This window comes from Sphingomonas bacterium (genome assembly GCF_028289855.1).
Lineage (GTDB): Bacteria > Pseudomonadota > Alphaproteobacteria > Sphingomonadales > Sphingomonadaceae > Sphingomonas.
Genome location: NZ_JAQGKZ010000058.1, coordinates 1 through 19,752, shown reverse-complemented (window position 1 = coordinate 19,752; position 19,752 = coordinate 1). Strand labels below are relative to the sequence as shown.

Below are 19,752 nucleotides of genomic sequence, written 5' to 3'. Positions count from 1 at the left end.
ATCTACCGCGCTCTTGCGGCGGCGCGCGTGGTCTCGGTGATCGCCACGTCGGACAATATTTCCCCGGCGCCGCCCGACGCCATCTGCGCGCGTTCGGCGCGGCGCAGCCGGTCGATCGCCGCGGCGATCTCGGCCGACTTCCAGCGTTCGACCTGACGCACCGTTCCCGCCACTTCGCGGAAATGGACGTGGCGCGCCTTGACGACGGCGGCGGCGGACTTGCCACTCTCGACCTCGCCGCGCATCGCCGCGAGCGCCATCAGCTTGCGGACCGTCTGGCGCAGCAACGGGATCGCCGCGCCGCCCGAATCGGCGAACCGGCCGAGCGCGCGCGCGATATCGCGGACGCGGCCCTCGAGCGCGGCGTCGATGACGTCGGACATCTGCGCGTCACCCAGCTCGGCCCCCAAGGCGTCGAGCGCATCCTCGTCCAGCTCGCGCGGGCGATCGGCGGCGGCATCGAGGTACAGCGCGAGCTTCTCGACTTCGCGCGCAATCACCGCGCGGTCGCCGTTCGACGCGCTCATCAGCCGCCGCGCCGCGTTCTGGGTCGGGCGCAACCCGTGCTCGCGCGCGATTCCCGCGACCATTCGCTCGGCGTTGGCGCCGTCGGGGACGTAGCAGGCGAAGCTCATCGCGGCGGGCTCGGCGACCGCGAACTGGGTCAGCTTCGACGTCGTGCGCAATCCGGGCGCGAGCATCACCACCGGGTGCTCGACCTGCGGCTCGGCGATCAGCAACCGCGCCGCCTCGAGCGCATCGTCGCCGACACCGCTCACCAGGATCCAGCGCCGCCCGCCGAACAGCGCGAGCGAGCGCGCCTCGTCGGTCACGCGGCCGGGATCGCCCTTCAGCGCCGACCCGTCGATCGCGACCTTCTCCGCATCGGTGCCGAGCGCGCGGCCGAGCCGGGCGGCATGTTCGGCGGCGCCCGACTCATCGGGGCCGTGCAGCACGTACAACCGGATCGCGGGCGAGGCCGCGTCGAGCGCGTTAACTAATTGATTCTCCGAAGCTTTCACTTGTCCGCGGTGCGGCGCGTATAGATCGCGATGCGCGTCACGATCTGATCGGCGACGATATTGGACAGGTTTTCCTGCGCGGTGTTTTCGGCGGCGATCGTCGCATATTCCGAACTGACGACGTCGATCCCGGCGTCCGACCCGGCGGTCGCGTCGAGCAACGTCTCGCCGGTCGCGGCGTCGACCAGTTGATAGCGCGCGCGCAGCGACCGGCGCTCGCGCGTAATGGTATTGTCGCTGCGCACGCCGAGCCCGACGATCGAATCGTCGAGCTTGATTTCGAGCCGGTATTTCGCCGCGCCGTCGCCGCGGTTGGGTAGTCGGTCGCGGAGCGCATTGCTCATCAGGTAGCCCGACTTGCCGGCGATGGGCGCGACCTCGATCTGCGCGAGCCCGCGCGCGACCGTCCCCGATCCCCCGCCTTCGTAGAGCGGGTGCAGCCCGCAGGCGGGGAGTGCGAGGGCGAGGAGGATGGCGAGTCGCTTCATGCCACCAGATTGACCAGACGATCGGGCACGACAATCACCTTCTTCGGTTCGGCGCCGTCGAGAACGCGAATCACATGCGTGTTGGCGCGTGCTGCAGCTTCGACCACCGCCTTGTCGCTACCCTTTGGCATGACGAGCGTATCGCGCAATTTGCCGTTGACCTGAATCGCGATCGTCACTTCGTCTTCGACCAGCAAGGCGGGGTTATACACCGGCCAATCGGCGTCGGCGATCAGCCCCGCGCCGCCCATTGCGGCCCAAGCTTCCTCAGCGAGATGCGGGGTCATCGGCGCGACCAATCGGACCAGCGCCTTGGTCGCCGCGGTGCGCGACGCGGACGGCGCGGCCTTCTCGATCGCATTGACCAGTTCGTACAGCTTGGCGACCGCCTTGTTGAACTGCAGCCCTTCGATGTCGGTCGCAACGCCGGCGATGGTCTGCGCCAGCTTGCGGTCGAGCGCGGCATCGGTGCCTTGCGCATCCTCGATCGCTTCGACCAGCCGCCACAGCCGCTGCGTGAAACGCCACGCGCCCTCGATCCCGCTTTCCGACCATTGCAGGTCGCGCTCGGGCGGCGAATCGGAGAGCATGAACCAGCGCGTCGCGTCAGCACCGTATTGGTCGACGATCGGCTCGGGATCGATCGTGTTCTTCTTCGACTTCGACATCTTCTCGATGCGGCCGACCGTGATCGGCTTGCCGGTAGAAATTTCCTTGCCGTCGCGTACTTCGCCCAGAGCAAGCCATTTGCCCTCGGCCGACTTGTACGTTTCGTGCGTCACCATCCCTTGCGTGAACAGCCCGGCGAACGGCTCGGCCACGTCGAGCATGTCCATATGCTTGAGCGCGCGCGTCCAGAAGCGCGCGTAGAGCAAGTGCAGGATCGCATGCTCGACCCCGCCGATATATTGCCCGACCGGCAGCCATTGCTCGGCAACCGCGCGGTCGAACGCTCTGTCCTTGGGCTGGCTGGCGAAGCGGATGAAATACCACGACGAATCGGCGAACGTGTCGAGCGTGTCGGTCTCGCGCAGCGCTTCGCCGCCGCACGACGGGCACGCAACGTGCTTCCACGTCGGATGGCGGTCGAGCGGATTGCCCGGAATGTCGAACGACACGTCCTCGGGCAGCAATACGGGCAATTGATCGCGCGGCACCGGCACCGCGCCGCACGCGCCGCAATGCACGATGGGGATCGGCGTGCCCCAGTAACGCTGACGGCTGACGCCCCAGTCGCGCAGGCGGAACACGGTGGTGCCGTGCCCCCAGCCGCCGGCCTCGGCGCGGGTAATCACTTCGCGCTTGGCGTCCTCGACATCCATCCCATCGAGGAAATGCGAATTGACCAGCGTGCCCGGACCCGACCAGGCTTCGGCCTCGGCAAAGCCGGGATCGGTCTTGTCACCGTCGGACACGACTCGGCGGATGGTGAGACCGTATTTGCTGGCGAACTCGAAGTCGCGCTGGTCGTGCGCCGGCACGCCGAACACCGCGCCGGTCCCGTAGTCCATCAGCACGAAATTGGCGATGTAGACTGGCAGGCGAATCGCGGGATCGAACGGATGCACGACGGTCAGCCCGGTGTCGAAGCCGAGTTTTTCCTGCGTCTCGAGCTCGGCGGCGGTGGTCCCGCCCTGTTTGCACAGCTCGATGAACGCGGCGGCTTCGGCATTACCCGCCGCAACCGCCTGCGCGATCGGATGGTCCGCCGCGACCGCGACGAAGCTCGCGCCGAAGATCGTGTCGGGGCGCGTGGTGAACACCTCGACCTCGCCGCCGTCACTCATCGTCCAGCGGAACTGCAACCCCTGGCTCTTGCCGATCCAGTTTTCCTGCATCAGCCGTACCTTGTCGGGCCAATGCTTGAGCTCGCCCAAACCGGCCAGTAGTTCGTCGGCGAATTGCGTGATCTTGAGGAACCACTGGCTCAGCTTGCGCTTCTCGACCAAAGCGCCCGACCGCCAGCCGCGCCCGTCGATGACTTGCTCGTTGGCCAGCACGGTCATGTCGACCGGGTCCCAATTGACCGACGATTCGCGGCGATAGACCAGCCCGTGCGCGAACATGTCGAGGAACAGCGCCTGTTCGTGGCCGTAATAACCGGGCTCGCATGTCGCCAGCTCGCGGCTCCAGTCGAGCGCGAAGCCCAGCCGTTTCAACTGCGCCTTCATCGTTGCGATATTCTGCCGGGTCCAGCCGCCGGGATGGACGCCCTTTTCCATCGCGGCGTTCTCGGCCGGCATGCCGAACGCGTCCCACCCCATCGGGTGGAGCACTTCCATCCCCTTCATCCGGCGGTAGCGCGCCAGCACGTCGCCCATCGTGTAGTTGCGGACGTGCCCCATATGGATCCGTCCCGAGGGGTACGGAAACATTTCGAGCACATAGCTTTTGGGCTTCGGACTATCGTCACGCGCGGCGAACGTCTGGCGCTCGTCCCACACCTTTTGCCACTGGGCGTCGGCCTTCAGTGGATTGAAGCGTGACATGATCGTTGTTCCTGTTGGGCGGGCATTACCCGCCCACCGGGGTTGTTCTCTTTATTGAGGCGTAACGGCGGCGCGACGCAGGTCGCGCGCGCGCGTAAGGATGATGTCCTCGAGCTTCTGGACGGTCGCCGCCTGGACGGGGGCCGCGACCCACTGGCCACCCTGGTTGACTTGTCGTAGCGCCGCGACGAGCACCGCATCTGCGCGCAGATCCTGGTCGAGGATCGTCACGGTCACCTTCATCCGCTCGGCCGGCGACGACGGATTGACGTACCAGTCGGTGACGATGACGCCGCCGTTCGAGTCGGTCTGGACCAGCGGCATGAAGCTCAGCGTGTCGAGGCTGGCGCGCCACAGATCGGCGTTGACGCCGATCGTGGTCACTTTGGACGCGGCGATATCCGCCTTCATGCGCGACTTGTTCCCGCCGCCACAGGCGGCGAGCGGCAGCAGCAGGGCCAGATACGCGGCGTAGCGCAAACGGGTCATCGACGGGGTTCCTGACACAGACAAGGGATGCCCGTGCTTCTATAGATGCTCAAGGCCGCGCCGCAAGCGCGCATAAAGTGGCCGCGCCCGGCGCCCGTCATGTGGACATGATGCAACACTCTCTGCGAAAACGCGTATCTGCGGTGGCGGCGGCGGAACGATCCGTGATACAGCGAGTCTCAAATAAGAGTCGCAGGGATTCGTTGTGGTCGCAAAGCGGGTAATTGTCGGAACGATGGTCGGGGCGCTTGCCGTCGCCGGCGCGTTCGCGATGCCTGCATTCGGCACGCCGGATACGGCGCATCGTACGCCCAAGTCGTTCCTTCCGCAGCGTATTTTCTTTACCCCGGCGTCGGCCGATCCCAAACTGGCCGCGTTGATCGCGCGCAACGGGATTGGCAATGCGGCATTCCGCTTCACCCCCGCCGATACCAGCGGCGGACGCCGTCCGGTGGCGACCGCGTTGCAAATCAATACGCCCAAGGCGGGAATCGTTACGCTGCGTGGGCTGGGCGGCGACGTCGCGCCGCCGTCGGTCGGCGTCGCGCCGATCGCGTACAACCTCGCCGCGACCACCGCCGCCAAGCGGCTCAGCGTCCCCGGCGACGCGCCAAAGGTGGACCTCGGCACTTCGCCCAGCGGGCGTCGGATCGAGCCGGGCTTCAATCTGAGCAAGCCGTCGAAGCTGAAGGCCGTGACCGACCGTCCGCCGACCGATGCCGGGTTGGTCACCGATACGCCCCAGATGATCAATGTCGGCGGCGCCTATTCGCTCCGCCGCAACATCGATGTGACCGCCGGGGTGCGTTACAAGGCGCAGGATCGTGACCGTTTGGCGCCCTTGGTCGATGATCGTCGCGGTGACAGCCAGGCGGTCTATGTCGGGACGACGTTTAAGTTCTGACTTTCTGCCGCGACTTAGCGGTAGCTAAATAGCGACAAAGCAGAAAAAGTCCGGCCGGCGAGCCTACGGCTCGGCCGACGACGCGAATTTATTTCGCGTCGCTGCCCCAGGCGTCGATCGCGGCCCAGCCATAAAAGCCGGCTAGTCGTCGAAAATTCTTTGCATTCATCCCACCAAGCGCAATCGCGACTACCCGCAATCCGCGAGCAATATCCTGCGCGCCTCGTGCGCTCAGCGCGGTCGCCCCCGGATGCGACCGAGTCGCGAACACCGGCGACACGAACACCAATTCCGCCCCGCGGCGCACCGCTTCGACCGCCTCGGCCCGCGAATGCACCGATGCCGTTCGCAACCCGCGTCCGCGTCCGTTATGCACCCCATCCGCGCCCAGCCCGCACCAGTCGCCCGCGCGCACCACCACCAGCCGGCGCACCCCCGCGATCCGCACCACCCGCGCGAACACCCGTCGTCGCTCGGATGCGGGCGTGGCATAATGCCGAAACACGACACCGCTTCCCCGCGGCAGTCGCGCGAGCGCGCGCCATAAATCGTCGCCCTGGCGCTCGTCGGTCATCAACCATAGGCGTGGGAGGGGTTGGCGGCGCAGCACGACCCTGCCTATAGCGCGCACTATGACGACCGACGACCCCGCCGCGCGGCTCGCCGGCGTCCACGATCAGATCCAGCGCGCGCAAAGGCTCGCCAGCCGCAGCGACGCGGTCGAACTGATCGCGGTATCCAAGACGCATCCCGTCGAGGCGATCGAGCCCCTGATCGCCGCCGGGCAATGCGTGTTCGGCGAGAATCGCGTGCAGGAAGCGCAGGCGAAGTGGCCCGCCTTATGCGAGCAACATCCCAGCATCCGCCTCGCGCTGATCGGTCAATTGCAATCGAACAAGGCAGCCGAGGCAGTGGCGCTGTTCGACGAGATTCACTCGGTTGACCGCGCGTCGTTAGTGACCGCGCTGGCCAGGGCGATGGACGCGGCGGACAAGCGACCAGCCTGTTTCGTACAGGTCAATATTGGCGACGAGTCACAAAAGGGCGGTGCGCTGGTTGGCGACCTGCCTGCGTTGTTGAAGGAAGCGCGCGCTGCCGACCTTCCGCTCGCGGGGCTGATGGCGCTGCCGCCGGCCGGCGTCGAGCCAGCACCCTATTTCGCGCTGCTCGCCAAGCTGGCGCGCTATCATGGCCTGGCCGGGCTCAGTATGGGGATGTCGAGCGATTTCGACACTGCCGTGACGCTTGGCGCGACGCATGTGCGCGTCGGGTCGGCGCTGTTCGGCGCACGCGCATGAGATTTAAGGCGTTGCTCTTCGACTTCGATGGTGTGCTGATCGAGAGCGAATATATCGGCAACAAGCAGATCGCGGAATATTTGACGCGGATCGGCCACCCGACCACGCCCGAACAGTCGATGGCCAATTTCATGGGTTATGCTGGGGTCGATTTCTTGGCCAAGGTCGAGGCGTGGATCGACCGGCCGTTACCGCAAGACTTCCACACCGCGCGCGCCGCCGAGGACGAGCGTGTCATGGCTGAGGGGATCGGCGAGGTCGCCGGCGCAGTCGATTTCGTCGAATCGCTCCCCGCCGATTTGCCCAAGGCGGTGGTATCGTCGAGTTCGACCAAGTGGATCCGCCGACACCTCGACCATATCGGCCTAGCCGATGCGTTCGGCGATCACGTCTATAGCGGCCGCGAGCATGTCACGCGCGGCAAGCCCGCCCCCGACCTCTACCTCTACGCTGCCGACCGGCTCGGCGTCGCGATCGCCGACTGTGCGATCATCGAGGATTCGATCGTCGGTGCGACGGGGGCGGTGGCATCGGGCGGCTATGTCATCGGGCTGTGCGCCGGCTCGCATTGCGCGCCCGACCATGCCGAGCGATTGCGCGCGGTCGGCGTCGATATCGTCGCGAGCGACTTTGCCGAGGTCACGCGGTTTATCGCCTAGAGTTGATGTCCGGTGCGATCGCGCTTGGTCGCGAGATACTTGGCATTGAACGGGTTGGGCGGCAGCGCGATCGGCACGCGTTCGGTAACGGCGATTCCCGCCTGCTCAAGCACCCGGACCTTCTCCGGGTTGTTGGTCAGCAACCGAATCCGCGTCTGGCCGAGCAAATCGAGCATCCGCGCCGCGACGCGGAAATCGCGCGCATCGACCGCGAACCCCAAGCGCGTGTTGGCATCGACCGTGTCGAACCCTTGGTCCTGCAACGCATAGGCGCGCAATTTGTTGACCAGCCCGATCCCGCGGCCCTCCTGCCGCAGATAAAGCAGGATTCCCCAGCCGGTCCCCTCCATCGCATGGATCGCGGCGTGGAGCTGCGGTCCGCAATCGCATTTGAGGCTGCCGAGTACGTCGCCGGTCAGGCATTCGCTGTGAAGGCGGACGAGCGGCGGGTTGCCGTCGGGCCGACCGACGATCAGCGCAATGTGCTCGCCAGGCGAATCGGGCGAGCGGAAGGCGACGATCTCGGATTTTTCCGATCCCGCGACCGGCAGCTTGGCCCGGGCGGAGATGGTGAGATGGATCGGGTCTTCGAAGTCCTCAATGTCGGCGATGGATACAATTTCGGCGGGCGCTGCGCCGACAAAAAAGGCGGGGAGCACGCCCGCGGTCCGCGCCAATCCCAGCGCCGCCGCCATGACGTCGCGGTCGGATACGGGGATTGCGCGGAACGGCCCCTTCATCGGGGTCGCCATGTCGAGCTGCGGGTCGGCGAGCGCCACCGCGCAGTCGAAATCGATCCAGAAAGTGCGCTCGACCAACACCGGCGAATCGGGGATGGCGGCCTCGATCTGGTTGGCGAGCTTCAGCGTGGCGGCGCGCCCCGCCGACAGCAAGATCGGCGAATTGCCTGCTGGGTCGAACGCAACGAGCCGTCCGGCATCGGCGGTCTCGATCGCCAGCAGCCCCACAGGCTTGCCCGCCCCGCGAATCGCGATCGGCCAACCGCGCCGCAGCGAATCGATCGCCCGGGCAACGTCGCGCGCGCTCACAAATCGAACTCGGTCAGGATCGGGACGTGGTCCGACGGCTTGAGCCAGTTGCGGCACGACTCGAATACCGTGTGCGCGGTCGCGGTGGCCGCGACATCGGCGGTCGCCCACATATGATCGAGCCGCCGCCCGCGATCGTTGACCGTCCAGTCGGGCGAACGATAGCTCCACCATGTGTGCAGCCGCGCGGGCGCGGGATGGAAATGCCGGCCGAGATCGACCCACGAGTTCGAATCCTTGAGCCGGTTGAGCGCGTCGACCTCGACCGGCGTGTGGCTGACGACCTTGAGCAACGCCTTGTGGCTCCACACGTCGGCGGGAAGCGGCGCGATGTTAAGGTCGCCGACCAGAATCGTCGGGCAATCGAGCGTCGCCGACCACGCTGTCATCCGCTCGACGAAATCGAGCTTCTGGCCGAATTTCGGATTCGCCTCACGGTCGGGCACGTCACCGCCAGCGGGCACATAGACGTTCTCCAGCCGCACGCCATTGGCTAGCCTCACGCCGACATGCCGCGCTTCGCGATTGGCTTGCCAGTCGAACCGATCGTCCTCGGCCAAAGGCACGCGGCTCAGGATTGCGACGCCGTGGTGCATCTTCTGCCCGTGCAGGATGATCGTCTTGTAGCCGAGCCGCCGAAACGCTTCCTGCGGGAAATCCTCGTCGATCACCTTGGTTTCCTGGAGGCACAATATGTCGGGCGCGACCTCGCGCAGGAACCGTTCGACGATCTCGATGCGGAAGCGGACCGAGTTGATGTTCCAGGAGACGATCTTCACGGGAAAGGACTTAGGGGGTCGGGAGCGGTTCGTCACCCTCAAGGCGCCGCGGCAAAGCCGCGTCGTCGGACGCTGCGCAGCAGCGCCGGTCGTGCTTGGGCAAGATTGGCGGCGTGGCCGCCGTTCGCCCTGCGCATGGAAAGGCCCCCGCTCCGGGGGCATGGAGCGAGGGCCGACCTAGCGTTCGTCACGCAGGCGGGAGATGGGCCGTTTCAGGCAACAGGGGGAAAATCCCGAACCGCCCCACATCCGCGAGGACTGTATTAGTCGGGCAAAGCTGTCGCCCAGATGAACGGACTTGTTATTTTCGCGGACCCGCAGGCGCCGGGTCGTTGAAGCGGAACGTTCCATCGGAAATCGGCACGTTGAACTTCTGTCCCGACAGCCGGATCGTCGTGCGGTTGTTCTGAGCGTCGAGCGCGACCCAGCCGATCAGCATCAGCCCGGCGGGGGCCGATCCGTTCTTTTCGAAGATCATCGTGATCCGCCCATATTCGGGATGCTTGGGATCGTTCGCCTCAACCGACAGGATCGACGGATCGGCGGTCGGCACCACCTTAGCGAAGCGGCCGATGTCCTTGCTCGGATCGAGCAACACGCCCAGCGGCGAGCCGCCGATTGGCCAACGCTGCTTCTGCTTCACCGAATAATCGAGGAACCACAGCGAATTGCCATCGGCGACAACCAGGATTGGCACGCCTTTTTCATACTGAAAGCGAATCTTGCCCGGACGTTTGAGCGACAACGTGCCGGTCAGCATCTTCCCGTTGCGGTCGGTCTGAGTAAATGCCGCGGTCATCGACTGTACCGCCGACAAATGCGCCTGAACCTTGGCGAGCTCGGGCGAGGTTGATGGTGCCGCGGCGATCAGCGCGGGGAGGGAAAGCAGCGCAAGGGCGCGAGACGTCACGAGAATTCTCCTGAAGATGCCGCATGCCTTGGCGGTACGGGCTTGAACCCGCTCTGAACGCGGCAGCCTATAATGGGTTGCCATCCCGGTCGCGCAGCACTTCGCGCCGCCCGACGTGATCGGGTCGCCCGACAATGCCATCCTTTTCCATCCGTTCGATGAGCCGCGCGGCCGAGTTATAGCCGATCCGCATCTGGCGCTGGAGCCATGAGGTCGAGGCTTTCTGGCTTTCGACCACTAGCTGGATCGCCCCGCGATATTGCTGGTCCTCGGCCGAATCCTCGCCGAGCGGCGCACCGTCGAGCGCGAAGCCGTCGTCGTTTTCCTCGGTGACCGACTGGACGTAATCGGGTTGTCCCTGCGCGCGCCAGTGATCGGCAACTGCGCGGACCTCGTCATCGGACACGAACGGCCCGTGCACGCGGCTGATTTGCTTGCCATACGCCATGTACAGCATGTCGCCCTTGCCGAGCAGTTGCTCGGCACCCTGCTCGCCCAGGATCGTGCGCGAATCGATCTTGCTGGTGACGTTGAAGCTGATCCGCGTCGGCAAATTGGCCTTGATCACGCCGGTAATGACATCGACCGACGGCCGTTGAGTCGCCATGATCAGGTGGATGCCGGCGGCGCGCGCTTTCTGCGCCAGCCGCTGGATCAGGAATTCGACTTCCTTGCCCGCCGTCATCATCAAATCGGCGAGTTCGTCGACGACGATGACGATCTGCGGCAGCGGGGAGAAGTCGAGCTGTTCCTCCTCGTACACCGGCTTGCCGTTTTCATACCCGATCTGGACCTTGCGCCCGAGCGGCTGGCCCTTGGCCTTGGCCGCACGCACCTTGTCGTTGAAGCTGGCGAGGCTGCGCACGCCGACCGACGACATCTGGCGATATCGCTCCTCCATCTGCTCGACCGCCCATTTGAGCGCGCGAATTGCCTTGGCCGGATCGGTCACGACCGGGGCGAGCAGATGCGGGATATCCTCGTACATGCTCAGCTCGAGCATCTTGGGATCGATCAGGATCAGCCGGCATTGGTCGGGGGTCAGCCGATAGAGCAGCGACAGGATCATGCAGTTGAGCCCGACCGACTTGCCCGACCCGGTGGTGCCAGCGACGAGCAGGTGGGGCATTGGCGCGAGATCGACGACGACGGGATCGCCGGCGATGTTCTTGCCGAGGATCAGCGGCAGCGACGCTGACTGGTCCTCGAACGTGTCGCTCGCGACCATTTCGTGCAGGCTTACGGTTTCGCGCTTGGCATTGGGCAATTCGATCCCGATCACCGTGCGCCCTGGGACGGTCGCGACTCGGGCCGAGATCGCCGACATGTTGCGTGCGATGTCGTCGGCGAGCTGGATCACGCGGCTCGCCTTGATGCCCGGCGCGGGGTCGAGCTCGTACATCGTCACCACCGGGCCGGGTCGCACTTCGATGATCGATCCCTTGACGTGGAAATCGTCGAGCACGGTCTCCAGCAGCCGCGCGTTGCGTTCGAGCGCGGCCCGATCAATCGGGCCGCCGGCGGCGGGGGGCGGCGGCTTGAGCAAGTCGATCGTCGGCAAGCGGTAATTGTCGCGCAGATCGAGGCTGGTCTGCTTGGGTCCACGCGCCGGCTTGGGCTGAACCACGGCGGCATTGCGCTCGGCGATCACCGGGCCGGGTCGATTGTCGGGCAAGGCGACCGCGCGCGGCTGGCGGATAAGCTGTTCGGGAACCGCGCGTTGATCGGTCAGCAATTCGGTTTTGGCCGCACGCCGCTCGATTCGCGGTAGGCGGGGCAACCCGATGCCGAGACTGGTGAACCAGACCACCACGCCGGCGATGCCGAGCGCGAGCGCAACCAGCCGTTCGGTCCACAGGATTGCGGTGGCATTGCCGATGAGCGTGATCAGCCAATCGAGCCCGCCCGCGATCGCCATCCCGACCACGCCGCCGAGCCCGGCCGGCCAGCGCAGCGACGCGGCGGTCGAATAGAAAGCGAGCGCGGTCGCGACCAAGGCGGCGCCGGCCGTGGCGATGACCAGCATTCGTCCCCAGCGCCCGACCGGTTCGTCGCGCCATAACCGCCAGCCGCAGAGCGCGCCGACCGCGAGCAGCCCGGCGACGGGCAGGCCGAGGATCGAGAAAGCGAGGTCGGCGACGAACGCGCCGGGCGTACCGAGCAGATTCTCGGCGGGGCCGCCCGCGGCAGTGCTCAGCGATGGGTCGCCCGAATGATACGTCAGGAGTGCGGCGGCCAGCGCCAGCGTCAGCGCCAAAACCGCGATCGCGCCGACCATCGCCCAGCCGCGCGCGGCGCCGGCCTTCACTGTCTCGCGCCAGAGCGGCGGCTGCGCGCGGCTCGCCATGATCGATATACCCCCGAAATGTCCGCTGTTCGTTCGCGCTAGATTCTCGCGCCTGGCGAGTCCCGCGTCAAGCAGTCGTGATTGTGGGCGGCGCGGACGCGCGCTAGGGCGGCGGGCATGAGTCAGGCGGACATCCTCATCCTCGGCGGCGGACTGGTCGGCAGCGCGCTGGCGGTGGCGCTCGACGCGCACGGGCTGACCAGTATCGTCGTCGATCCTGCGGATCCGGCGGTGGTGACCGCGGCGGGGTTCGATGGGCGCGCTTCGGCGATTGCCAGCGCGCCGATGCGGATGCTCGAAGCGATCGGCGTGGCCAAACGGTTGGCCGGCAAGGGTTGTCCGATCGAGGGAATTCGCGTCAGCGACGGACTGAAGCCCGGTGCGCTCGATTTCGTGCCGCAGGACGGCGAAGACGCGCTGGGGACGATGGTCGAGAATCGCGACTTGCGCGCGGCGTTGCTCGATGCCGCGAACGCCGCGCCGCATGTCGATCTACGCATGAAAATCCGCGCGCTCGAAGTCGTGCGAGACGACTCCGGAGTTCGCGCGACGCTCAGCGATGGCGGCCAGGTCCGCGCGCGCTTGCTGATCGGGGCGGAGGGACGCAATTCGCCGACGCGCGAGGCGGCAGGGCTAAACGTCGCGCGCTGGAGCTACGACCATGTCGCGCTGGTCACCTCGATCGGCCACGAGCGCAGCCACGAAAACGTCGCCTACGAGATTTTCTACCCCGAGGGGCCGTTCGCGATCCTACCGCTGGTCGATGACGATCGTGGGCATCGCTCGGCGATCGTTTGGTCGGTACGCACGCGCCAAGCTCCGGGCATGCAGAAACTGGGCGAGCGCGGCTATCTCGCCGAACTGACGCGCAAGATGGGCGGGTTTTTGGGTGAACTGACCTGGCTAGGCCCGCGCTTCGGCTATCCGCTCGGCTTCCATCATGCCGCAACGATCACCGCAGAGCGGCTGGCGCTGGTCGGCGACGCCGCGCACGGTATCCATCCGATCGCGGGGCAAGGCGTCAATGTCGGATTCCGCGACGTCGCGGCGCTGGTCGAGGTGCTGGTCGACGGCAAGCGCATCGGGCTCGATCCGGGCGATCCTGCCTTGCTCAAACGCTACCAGCGCTGGCGGAGCCTCGACACGTTCATGGTGAGTCTCGCGACCGACGGGCTGACGCGATTGTTCGGTATCCCCGGCGAGACGGCTAATGCCGCGCGGCGTTTTGGCCTGTCGGCGGTGCAGCGCTCGCCCGCACTCAAGGACCGCTTCATCCGCGAAGCGCGGGGCGAATCGGGCGCCTTGCCCAAATTGCTCGCAGGGCTGACCGTCTAAAGCCGATTGAGCAGCCGCTCGACCGATTCGTGGTTGCCGCCTTCGTCGTCGCCGCATTCCTTCTTGAGCGCGACCTTGAGCTCCTCGAGCTCCTCCTGCATCAGATTCTCGATCCCGATAAAGCCGTTGCGCGCGTCGGTGGTCGCGCGGATGATTTCGTCGAGCTTGGCCTGGATCGCCGATCCGTCGCGGTTCTGCGCATTCTGGATCAGGAACACCATCAGGAAGGTGACGATGGTGGTGCCGGTATTGATGATCAGCTGCCATGTGTCCGAATAATGGAAGATCGGACCCGTTACGCCCCAGACGATGATCACCGACAGCGCCAGAATGAATGCGGGGGGACGTCCGGCCCAACCGGATACCTTGCCCGCTACCGTCTCAAATAGCCGTTCCATCGCCCGTCTCCCGTCAACACTGTCGGGGGGACTGCCACTTTGACCGCGCCGAGGCTATGACAACGATCATGACCCAGATCACCGTCGCCGCGCTCCAGCTCGGCTTTACCACCGACACCGAGCGCAACATCGCCAACGTCGCGCGCCTGGTGCGCGAGGCGCATGCCCAGGGCGCGCGGGTGATCCTGCCGCCCGAACTGTTCGAAGGCGAATATTTCTGCCGAATCGAGGATGAGGGGCTGTTCGCCAATGCCAAACCCACCGCCGAGCATCCGTCGGTCGTGGCGATGCAGGCGCTCGCCGCCGAGCTGAAGGTATGGATCCCGACCAGCTTCTTCGAGGCGGACGGGCCGCACCATTACAACAGTCTCGCGATGGTGGGACCCCACGGCAAGGTCGCCGGCGTCTACCGCAAGAGCCACATCCCCGACGGGCCGGGGTACGAGGAGAAATTCTATTTCCGCCCCGGCAATACCGGGTTCAAGGTGTGGGACGGCCCCGACGCCACGACGCTGGGCGTCGGGGTTTGCTGGGACCAATGGTATCCCGAAACCGCGCGCGCGATGATGCTGATGGGCGCGGACGTTCTATTCTACCCCACCGCGATCGGCAGCGAGCCGCACGACACCAGCCTCGATACGGCGCGATTATGGCGGCGGGCGATGGTCGGGCATGCGGTGTCGAACGTGGTCCCGATTGTCGCCGCCAACCGCGTCGGGGTGGAGCACGGCCAGACCTTTTACGGCACCAGCTTCATCGCCGACGAACGCGGCGACATCCTCGCCGAACTCGACCGCGAGGAGGAAGGCGTCATCGTCGCGGGCCTCGACCTCGATCGCGTCAAGCGCCACCGCGCCGCATTCGGCTTCTTCCGCGACCGCCGGCCCGATCTGTACGGGCGGTTGATCGAGGACATCTAAAGGCGCAATTCCATCGCGCGCGCGAACACTGCTTCGAACATCTCGGCCGTCAGCCGACCGGTATTCTGGTTATAGCGCGAGCAGTGGTAGCTATCGATCAGCATGCGGCCGTCGGGCATGCGATGTTCGGCGAGGTGTCCAAAACGGCATTTGGGCAGCCTGCCGCCGAGCACCTTGACCGCCGATTGATGCGCGATCTGGCCGAGCGCGATGAAGACGCGCGCGTTGGGCAATGCCGCGACCTGGCTCGCGAGGAACGGGCGGCAGGCGTGAATCTCGGCCGGTACCGGCTTGTTCGCGGGCGGCAAGCACTTGACCGAATTGCAGATGATCGCGCCGGTCAGCCCGACCCCGTCGTCGGGCGTGCCGGCATAGCTCCCCGTCAACAGCCCGAACTTTGCCAGCGTCGCGAACAGCAAGTCGCCGGCAAAGTCGCCGGTGAACGGCCGCCCGGTGCGGTTGGCGCCGTGTTTGCCCGGCGCGAGGCCGATGACGCATAGCCATGCGTCCGAGTCGCCGAACGCGGGCACCGGCGCGTTCCACCAATCGGGATGCTCGGCACGCAGTTCCTCGCGAAACGCCACCAGCCGCAGGCATAAAGGGCAATCGTGCGGCGGTTCGGTGTGGGGCAACGGGCTGGATGCAAAGTTCACGGCTTAGCGGTAGGCGCTGTGGCGTCATGCCGTCCAGTTTTGTCATTGCCTTGGGATCGAACCGGCGCGGCCGCCACGGCGGCCCGGCCGACGAGGTGCGCGCCGCGCTGGCGGCGATCGGCGGGGTTGTCGCGGTGTCGGCGATGATCGGCACCGCACCGCTCGGCCCGTCGTTGCGGCGCTTCGTCAATGCCGCGGCGTTGATCGATAGCGACGAACACCCGCTCGCCCTGCTCGACCGGCTCCAGGCGATCGAGGCGGACTTCGGGCGCCGCCGGGGCCGACGCTGGGGCGACCGGGTGATCGACCTCGACATCATTCTGTGGTCCGAGGGCGTCTGGAACGATGATCGCCTGACGATCCCGCATGCGGCGTTTCGCGCACGCCGCTTCGTGCTCGATCCGCTGGTACAGATCGCCCCTGGCTGGCGAGACCCGCTGACCGGCCTGATCGTGCGCCAGATCGCCGCGCGGTTGACCCGGCGCGCGCGCCTCGCGTAAGCGCCGCGGCTCTGGTGCGGGCCCGTAGCTCAGTTGGTAGAGCAACGGACTTTTAATCTGTAGGTCTCGGGTTCGAGTCCCGACGGGCCCACCAGTGCCCTTTCCGGCATGGAGGGGTTGTCGTCAGAGACAATGTATCATAACGGGCTCCGGAGTGACGCAGTCGATCGCCTCTTTACCTGAGCCCTTCGCCGGGCGGTTTGCCCGACCCGGGCGGCGGTTCGCGCTGCTGTGGCTTGTCGTTGCGCTGCTCTTCCAGGGGTTTGCGACCCAGACTCACGCGCACTTCGGTGTGGATCGCACGTCGGCTGCGGCTGCATCGACAAGCGTAGCCACCGTGGCGGTGGATGGCCAAAAGCAGGATCCGGCCGCTCCGGCCTGCCCGCTATGCGAAGAAAAGGCGCTGTTCGGCGCCTATTTGCTGAGTGGATCGATCACGATCGTCGCGCCCGTCGGCGTGGCGTACCACTATGCGGCGGCCTCCTTGCCGCCACTCGCGCTTCACGCGTCGTCGCACGCGTGGCGAAGTCGCGCACCACCCATCTTCACGACCTGACCGACAGACGATTGCGGCAGTCCCGACTGCCGCTTGGTCGACGGTTATCCCGCCGACCGACCCAGGCTCGTGAAGATTGGAGATATCATGCGAAATACATTGTTGATCGGCGCCGCCATCGCGGCGCTGGCGCCCGCGCTGGCTTACGCTCAGGACGCACCCGCCGCGCCTCCGCCGCCGGCGACTGCCCCGACTGCCACCGCCACCGCCCCGGCCGCCGGCGACATCGTCATCACAGGGCACCTCGACAAGGCGCGTGCCTCGATCCAGCCAAGCTTGGGCGCGACCACCTACACGATCTCGAATGAAACGATTACCGAGCTGCCCGGTGGCGACAAGCAGCAGCTCAACAAGATCCTGCTCCAACTGCCCGGCGTCGTGCAGGACGGGTTCGGCCAGTTCCATGTCCGCGCCGATCACAACAATCTGCAATATCGCATCAACGGCACGATTCTGCCCGAAGGCGTTGCGGTGTTCGGCCAGACGCTGTCGCCGCAGCTAGTCGACCAGTTCGACCTCAGGACCGGCGCTCTCCCGGCGCAATATGGCCTGCGCACGGCTGGCATCGTCGATATCACGACCAAGACCGGGTTCAAGAACGGCGGCGACGTCTCAATCTACGGCGGTAGCAACAATACCATCGAGCCGAGTATCGAATATGGCGGGTCGACCGGCACGACCAACTACTTCCTGACCGGCAGCTACAAGCGCAGCGACCTCGGCATCGAGGCGGTCGATCCCGGGCGCACCTCGCTGCACAACCGTACCGATCAATATCAGGCGTTCGCTTATGCCGACAAGACGATTGGCGATAACGACCGTGTGTCGTTGATCGGCGGCTATTCGAGCCAGCGGTTCCAGATTCCCAACCCGCGCGGTCTCCAACCCGACGGCACCTACAATGTCGGTGGACGCACAGACTTTCTAAGCGACGACCTGAACGAACGCCAGAACGAGCGCACCGGGTTCGGCATCCTCAGCCTGCTCCACAGCGCCGGACCATTTACCGTGCAGGGATCGTTGTTCGCGCGATATTCGACGCTCGACTATTTCCCCGATACGCTCGGCGAACTGTTGTTCAACGGGCTGGCACAACGCGCCACCAAGCGCGATTTCACCACCGGCGGCCAGATCGAAGGCGTCTATAAGCTGAGTGGCGCGCACACGCTGCGCGGCGGGATCGTCATAACGCGCGATCGCGGCATCAGCCGCACATCGACCCAGGTTTTCCCGGTCGATGCCGGCGGCAACCAGACCGGCCAGCCATTCACCATCGTCGACAACGGCGCCGCGACCGAATGGACCTATAGCGCCTACTTACAGGACGAATGGAATCCGCTTGCCGGCGTGACGATCAATTTTGGCGGCCGGTTCGATCGCTACACGGGGTTCCGGTCGGAGCAGCAATTCAGCCCGCGGATCAATGCGGTCTGGAAACCGAGCGGCGGGACCACGCTGCACGTCGGCTATGCGCGTTATTTCTCGCCGCCGCCGTTTGCCAATATCGCGGCGACCAGCGTCGCCAAGTTCGTCGGCACCAGCGCCGCCGCGCCCGGCCTGACCGGCGACACGCCCTATGCCGAGCGCCAGGATTATTTCGACGTCGGTTTTCAGCAGAAAATCGGCGAATCGATCCTGATCGGGCTGGATGCGTATCACCGCCGCTCGCGCAACCTGATCGACGAAGGCCAGTTCGGCGCACCGATCATCCTGACGCCGTTCAACTACGGCAAGGGGCGGATCGACGGGATCGAGGGCAACATCAATTACAAAAAAGGGCCATTGTTGGCGTACGCCAATTTCTCCTACGCCAAGGCCAAGGGCGAAAACATCGTGTCGGGCCAGTTCAATTTCGATCCGGCCGACCTCGCTTATATCCAGAACCATTTCATCTATCTCGACCACGATCAGACCTACACGGGGTCGGCCGGGCTATCGTACCGCTTCGACGGCGGCGTGCTGGCGGGAACCAATATCGGCGGCAGCATGATTTACGGATCTGGTCTGCGAAAGGATGGCGCGGTGCCCAATGGCGGCAAGCTGCCTCCTTATGCGGTGTTCAACCTGACGCTCAGCCACACCTTCAAGCGGCCCGGCATCGACATCCGCGCCGATATTTTCAACATAGGAGATCATATCTACGAAATCCGCGACGGTTCGGGTATCGGCGTCGGCGCGCCGCAGTTCGGCCAGCGCAGGGCGTTCTTCGTGGGGGTGAGCAAGAGCTTCTAGGCGTCACCCCGCTCGGCAAGCTTGCGCTCCCACGCCAGCGCGTCGCGGACGATCGCGTCGAGATCGTCGTGTTTGGGCCGCCACGGCAGCGTGGCGAGGATTTTGCGGTTGTCGGAGACGAGTTCGGCGGGGTCGCCGGCGCGGCGCCCTTCCATTTTGCGCTCGATGTGCAGGTTGGTGACCCGGTCGACCGCGTCGAGCACTTCGAGCACCGAGAATCCGCGGCCGTAGCCGCAATTCATCACATAGGATTGGTCCGGAGTCGCGATGAGCTTGTCGAGCGCGTCGACATGGGCCGCGGCGAGATCGCTGACATGGATATAGTCGCGCACTCCGGTGCCGTCCGGAGTGCCGTAATCGGTTCCGTAGACCGAGACATGGCTGCGCTTGCCGATCGCAGCCTCGACCGCGACCTTGATCAGATGGGTGGCGCCGGCGGTCGACTGGCCCGAACGGCCCTGCGGATCCGCGCCTGCGACATTGAAATAACGCAGGGCGCAATGGTTGATCGGAAAAGCGAAGCTGGTGTCGGCGAGCTTCTGCTCGGTCATCAGCTTGGACCAGCCATAGGGGTTGATCGGCCGGGTGCGCGCATCCTCGTCGATCGGCACCGCATCGGGAATGCCGTAGGTCGCCGCGGTCGAGGAGAAGATGAAGTGACGCACCCCGCCTTTGACCGCGCTCTCGATCAAGGAGCGGCTCTTCACCGTATTGTTCTCATAAT

20 protein-coding genes and 1 tRNA gene are annotated in these 19,752 nt (G+C 65.6%); 9 read left to right on the top strand and 12 right to left on the bottom strand.

Annotated elements, in window-relative coordinates:
- Window positions 1–2: 2 nt before the first annotated feature.
- The 4 genes from holA to JWM94_RS06010 are packed head-to-tail and all read right to left on the bottom strand — an operon-like array spanning window position 3 to window position 4,488.
- Window positions 3–1,022 carry a DNA polymerase III subunit delta gene (holA, locus tag JWM94_RS06025; RefSeq protein ID WP_299423475.1) on the bottom strand — a complete coding sequence of 340 codons (1,020 nt, stop codon included), beginning with the start codon at window positions 1,020–1,022 and terminating at the stop codon, window positions 3–5.
- Window positions 1,019–1,510 (bottom strand): LPS assembly lipoprotein LptE, encoded by a 492-nt coding sequence (lptE, locus tag JWM94_RS06020; protein WP_299423471.1) that lies wholly within the window; start codon window positions 1,508–1,510, stop codon window positions 1,019–1,021. The genes holA and lptE overlap by 4 nt, the downstream gene beginning before the upstream one ends.
- The gene (leuS, locus tag JWM94_RS06015; RefSeq protein WP_299423768.1) at window positions 1,507–4,002 is read right to left on the bottom strand and encodes a leucine--tRNA ligase; all 2,496 of its coding nucleotides are present in this window, start codon (window positions 4,000–4,002) and stop codon (window positions 1,507–1,509) included. The genes lptE and leuS overlap by 4 nt, the downstream gene beginning before the upstream one ends.
- A gap of 48 nt (window positions 4,003–4,050) precedes the next feature.
- Complete coding sequence (locus JWM94_RS06010) at window positions 4,051–4,488, bottom strand: DUF3576 domain-containing protein (RefSeq protein ID WP_299423464.1); 438 nt, start codon at window positions 4,486–4,488, stop codon at window positions 4,051–4,053.
- Window positions 4,489–4,693: 205 nt separating this feature from the next.
- Between JWM94_RS06010 and JWM94_RS06005 the strand changes: the two genes are divergently transcribed.
- Entirely contained in the window at window positions 4,694–5,392 is a 699-nt protein-coding gene (locus JWM94_RS06005) for a hypothetical protein (protein ID WP_299423459.1), read from the top strand.
- Window positions 5,393–5,480: 88 nt separating this feature from the next.
- Here JWM94_RS06005 and JWM94_RS06000 read toward each other — a convergent pair whose 3' ends face one another.
- Window positions 5,481–5,966 (bottom strand): thiamine phosphate synthase, encoded by a 486-nt coding sequence (locus JWM94_RS06000; RefSeq protein ID WP_299423456.1) that lies wholly within the window; start codon window positions 5,964–5,966, stop codon window positions 5,481–5,483.
- 58 nt (window positions 5,967–6,024) lie between these two features.
- On the opposite strand from JWM94_RS06000, the gene JWM94_RS05995 reads away from it, so the two are divergent.
- On the top strand, window positions 6,025–6,690 hold the full coding sequence (locus JWM94_RS05995) for a YggS family pyridoxal phosphate-dependent enzyme (protein WP_299423452.1): 666 nt from the start codon (window positions 6,025–6,027) through the stop codon (window positions 6,688–6,690).
- Window positions 6,687–7,349 carry an HAD family phosphatase gene (locus tag JWM94_RS05990; RefSeq protein ID WP_299423447.1) on the top strand — a complete coding sequence of 221 codons (663 nt, stop codon included), beginning with the start codon at window positions 6,687–6,689 and terminating at the stop codon, window positions 7,347–7,349. Before JWM94_RS05995 ends, JWM94_RS05990 begins: the two co-directional genes overlap by 4 nt.
- On the opposite strand, the gene ribA is transcribed toward JWM94_RS05990, so the two are convergent.
- The 4 genes from ribA to JWM94_RS05970 all read right to left on the bottom strand — a co-directional run bounded on the left by ribA (window position 7,346) and on the right by JWM94_RS05970 (window position 12,434).
- Window positions 7,346–8,398, bottom strand: coding sequence for a GTP cyclohydrolase II (gene ribA, locus JWM94_RS05985; RefSeq protein ID WP_299423442.1), 1,053 nt, complete (start codon window positions 8,396–8,398; stop codon window positions 7,346–7,348). The two genes, JWM94_RS05990 and ribA, sit on opposite strands and share 4 nt — an antisense overlap.
- Window positions 8,395–9,177, bottom strand: coding sequence for an exodeoxyribonuclease III (locus JWM94_RS05980; RefSeq protein ID WP_299423438.1), 783 nt, complete (start codon window positions 9,175–9,177; stop codon window positions 8,395–8,397). The genes ribA and JWM94_RS05980 overlap by 4 nt, the downstream gene beginning before the upstream one ends.
- Before the next feature lie 301 nt (window positions 9,178–9,478).
- On the bottom strand, window positions 9,479–10,087 hold the full coding sequence (locus tag JWM94_RS05975) for an outer membrane lipoprotein carrier protein LolA (protein WP_299423434.1): 609 nt from the start codon (window positions 10,085–10,087) through the stop codon (window positions 9,479–9,481).
- Window positions 10,088–10,154: 67 nt separating this feature from the next.
- On the bottom strand, window positions 10,155–12,434 hold the full coding sequence (locus JWM94_RS05970; RefSeq protein WP_299423429.1) for a DNA translocase FtsK: 2,280 nt from the start codon (window positions 12,432–12,434) through the stop codon (window positions 10,155–10,157).
- A gap of 117 nt (window positions 12,435–12,551) precedes the next feature.
- Between JWM94_RS05970 and JWM94_RS05965 the strand changes: the two genes are divergently transcribed.
- Window positions 12,552–13,769 carry a UbiH/UbiF/VisC/COQ6 family ubiquinone biosynthesis hydroxylase gene (locus JWM94_RS05965; RefSeq protein WP_299423424.1) on the top strand — a complete coding sequence of 406 codons (1,218 nt, stop codon included), beginning with the start codon at window positions 12,552–12,554 and terminating at the stop codon, window positions 13,767–13,769.
- Here JWM94_RS05965 and JWM94_RS05960 read toward each other — a convergent pair.
- A complete protein-coding gene (locus JWM94_RS05960) occupies window positions 13,766–14,167 on the bottom strand; it encodes a low affinity iron permease family protein (protein ID WP_299423420.1) in 402 nt (133 codons plus the stop codon). The two genes, JWM94_RS05965 and JWM94_RS05960, sit on opposite strands and share 4 nt — an antisense overlap.
- Window positions 14,168–14,235: 68 nt before the next feature.
- On the opposite strand from JWM94_RS05960, the gene aguB reads away from it, so the two are divergent.
- The gene (gene aguB, locus JWM94_RS05955) at window positions 14,236–15,087 is read left to right on the top strand and encodes an N-carbamoylputrescine amidase (protein WP_299423416.1); all 852 of its coding nucleotides are present in this window, start codon (window positions 14,236–14,238) and stop codon (window positions 15,085–15,087) included.
- Here the strand turns inward: aguB and JWM94_RS05950 are convergent.
- Window positions 15,084–15,740 carry a uracil-DNA glycosylase gene (locus JWM94_RS05950; RefSeq protein ID WP_299423411.1) on the bottom strand — a complete coding sequence of 219 codons (657 nt, stop codon included), beginning with the start codon at window positions 15,738–15,740 and terminating at the stop codon, window positions 15,084–15,086. The two genes, aguB and JWM94_RS05950, sit on opposite strands and share 4 nt — an antisense overlap.
- A gap of 26 nt (window positions 15,741–15,766) precedes the next feature.
- Between JWM94_RS05950 and folK the strand changes: the two genes are divergently transcribed.
- From folK to JWM94_RS05930, 4 genes are all read left to right on the top strand, one after another.
- A complete protein-coding gene (gene folK / locus JWM94_RS05945) occupies window positions 15,767–16,240 on the top strand; it encodes a 2-amino-4-hydroxy-6-hydroxymethyldihydropteridine diphosphokinase (protein ID WP_299423408.1) in 474 nt (157 codons plus the stop codon).
- An 18-nt stretch (window positions 16,241–16,258) separates the two neighbouring features.
- Window positions 16,259–16,334 (top strand) — tRNA-Lys (locus JWM94_RS05940).
- Between the two features lie 60 nt (window positions 16,335–16,394).
- On the top strand, window positions 16,395–16,796 hold the full coding sequence (locus JWM94_RS05935; protein WP_299423403.1) for a hypothetical protein: 402 nt from the start codon (window positions 16,395–16,397) through the stop codon (window positions 16,794–16,796).
- Window positions 16,797–16,883: 87 nt separating this feature from the next.
- The gene (locus JWM94_RS05930; RefSeq protein ID WP_299423398.1) at window positions 16,884–19,028 is read left to right on the top strand and encodes a TonB-dependent receptor; all 2,145 of its coding nucleotides are present in this window, start codon (window positions 16,884–16,886) and stop codon (window positions 19,026–19,028) included.
- Here the strand turns inward: JWM94_RS05930 and galE are convergent.
- A partial coding sequence (gene galE, locus JWM94_RS05925; RefSeq protein WP_299423393.1) for a UDP-glucose 4-epimerase GalE occupies window positions 19,025–19,752 on the bottom strand: 728 nt, incomplete at its 5' end. The genes JWM94_RS05930 and galE overlap by 4 nt on opposite strands.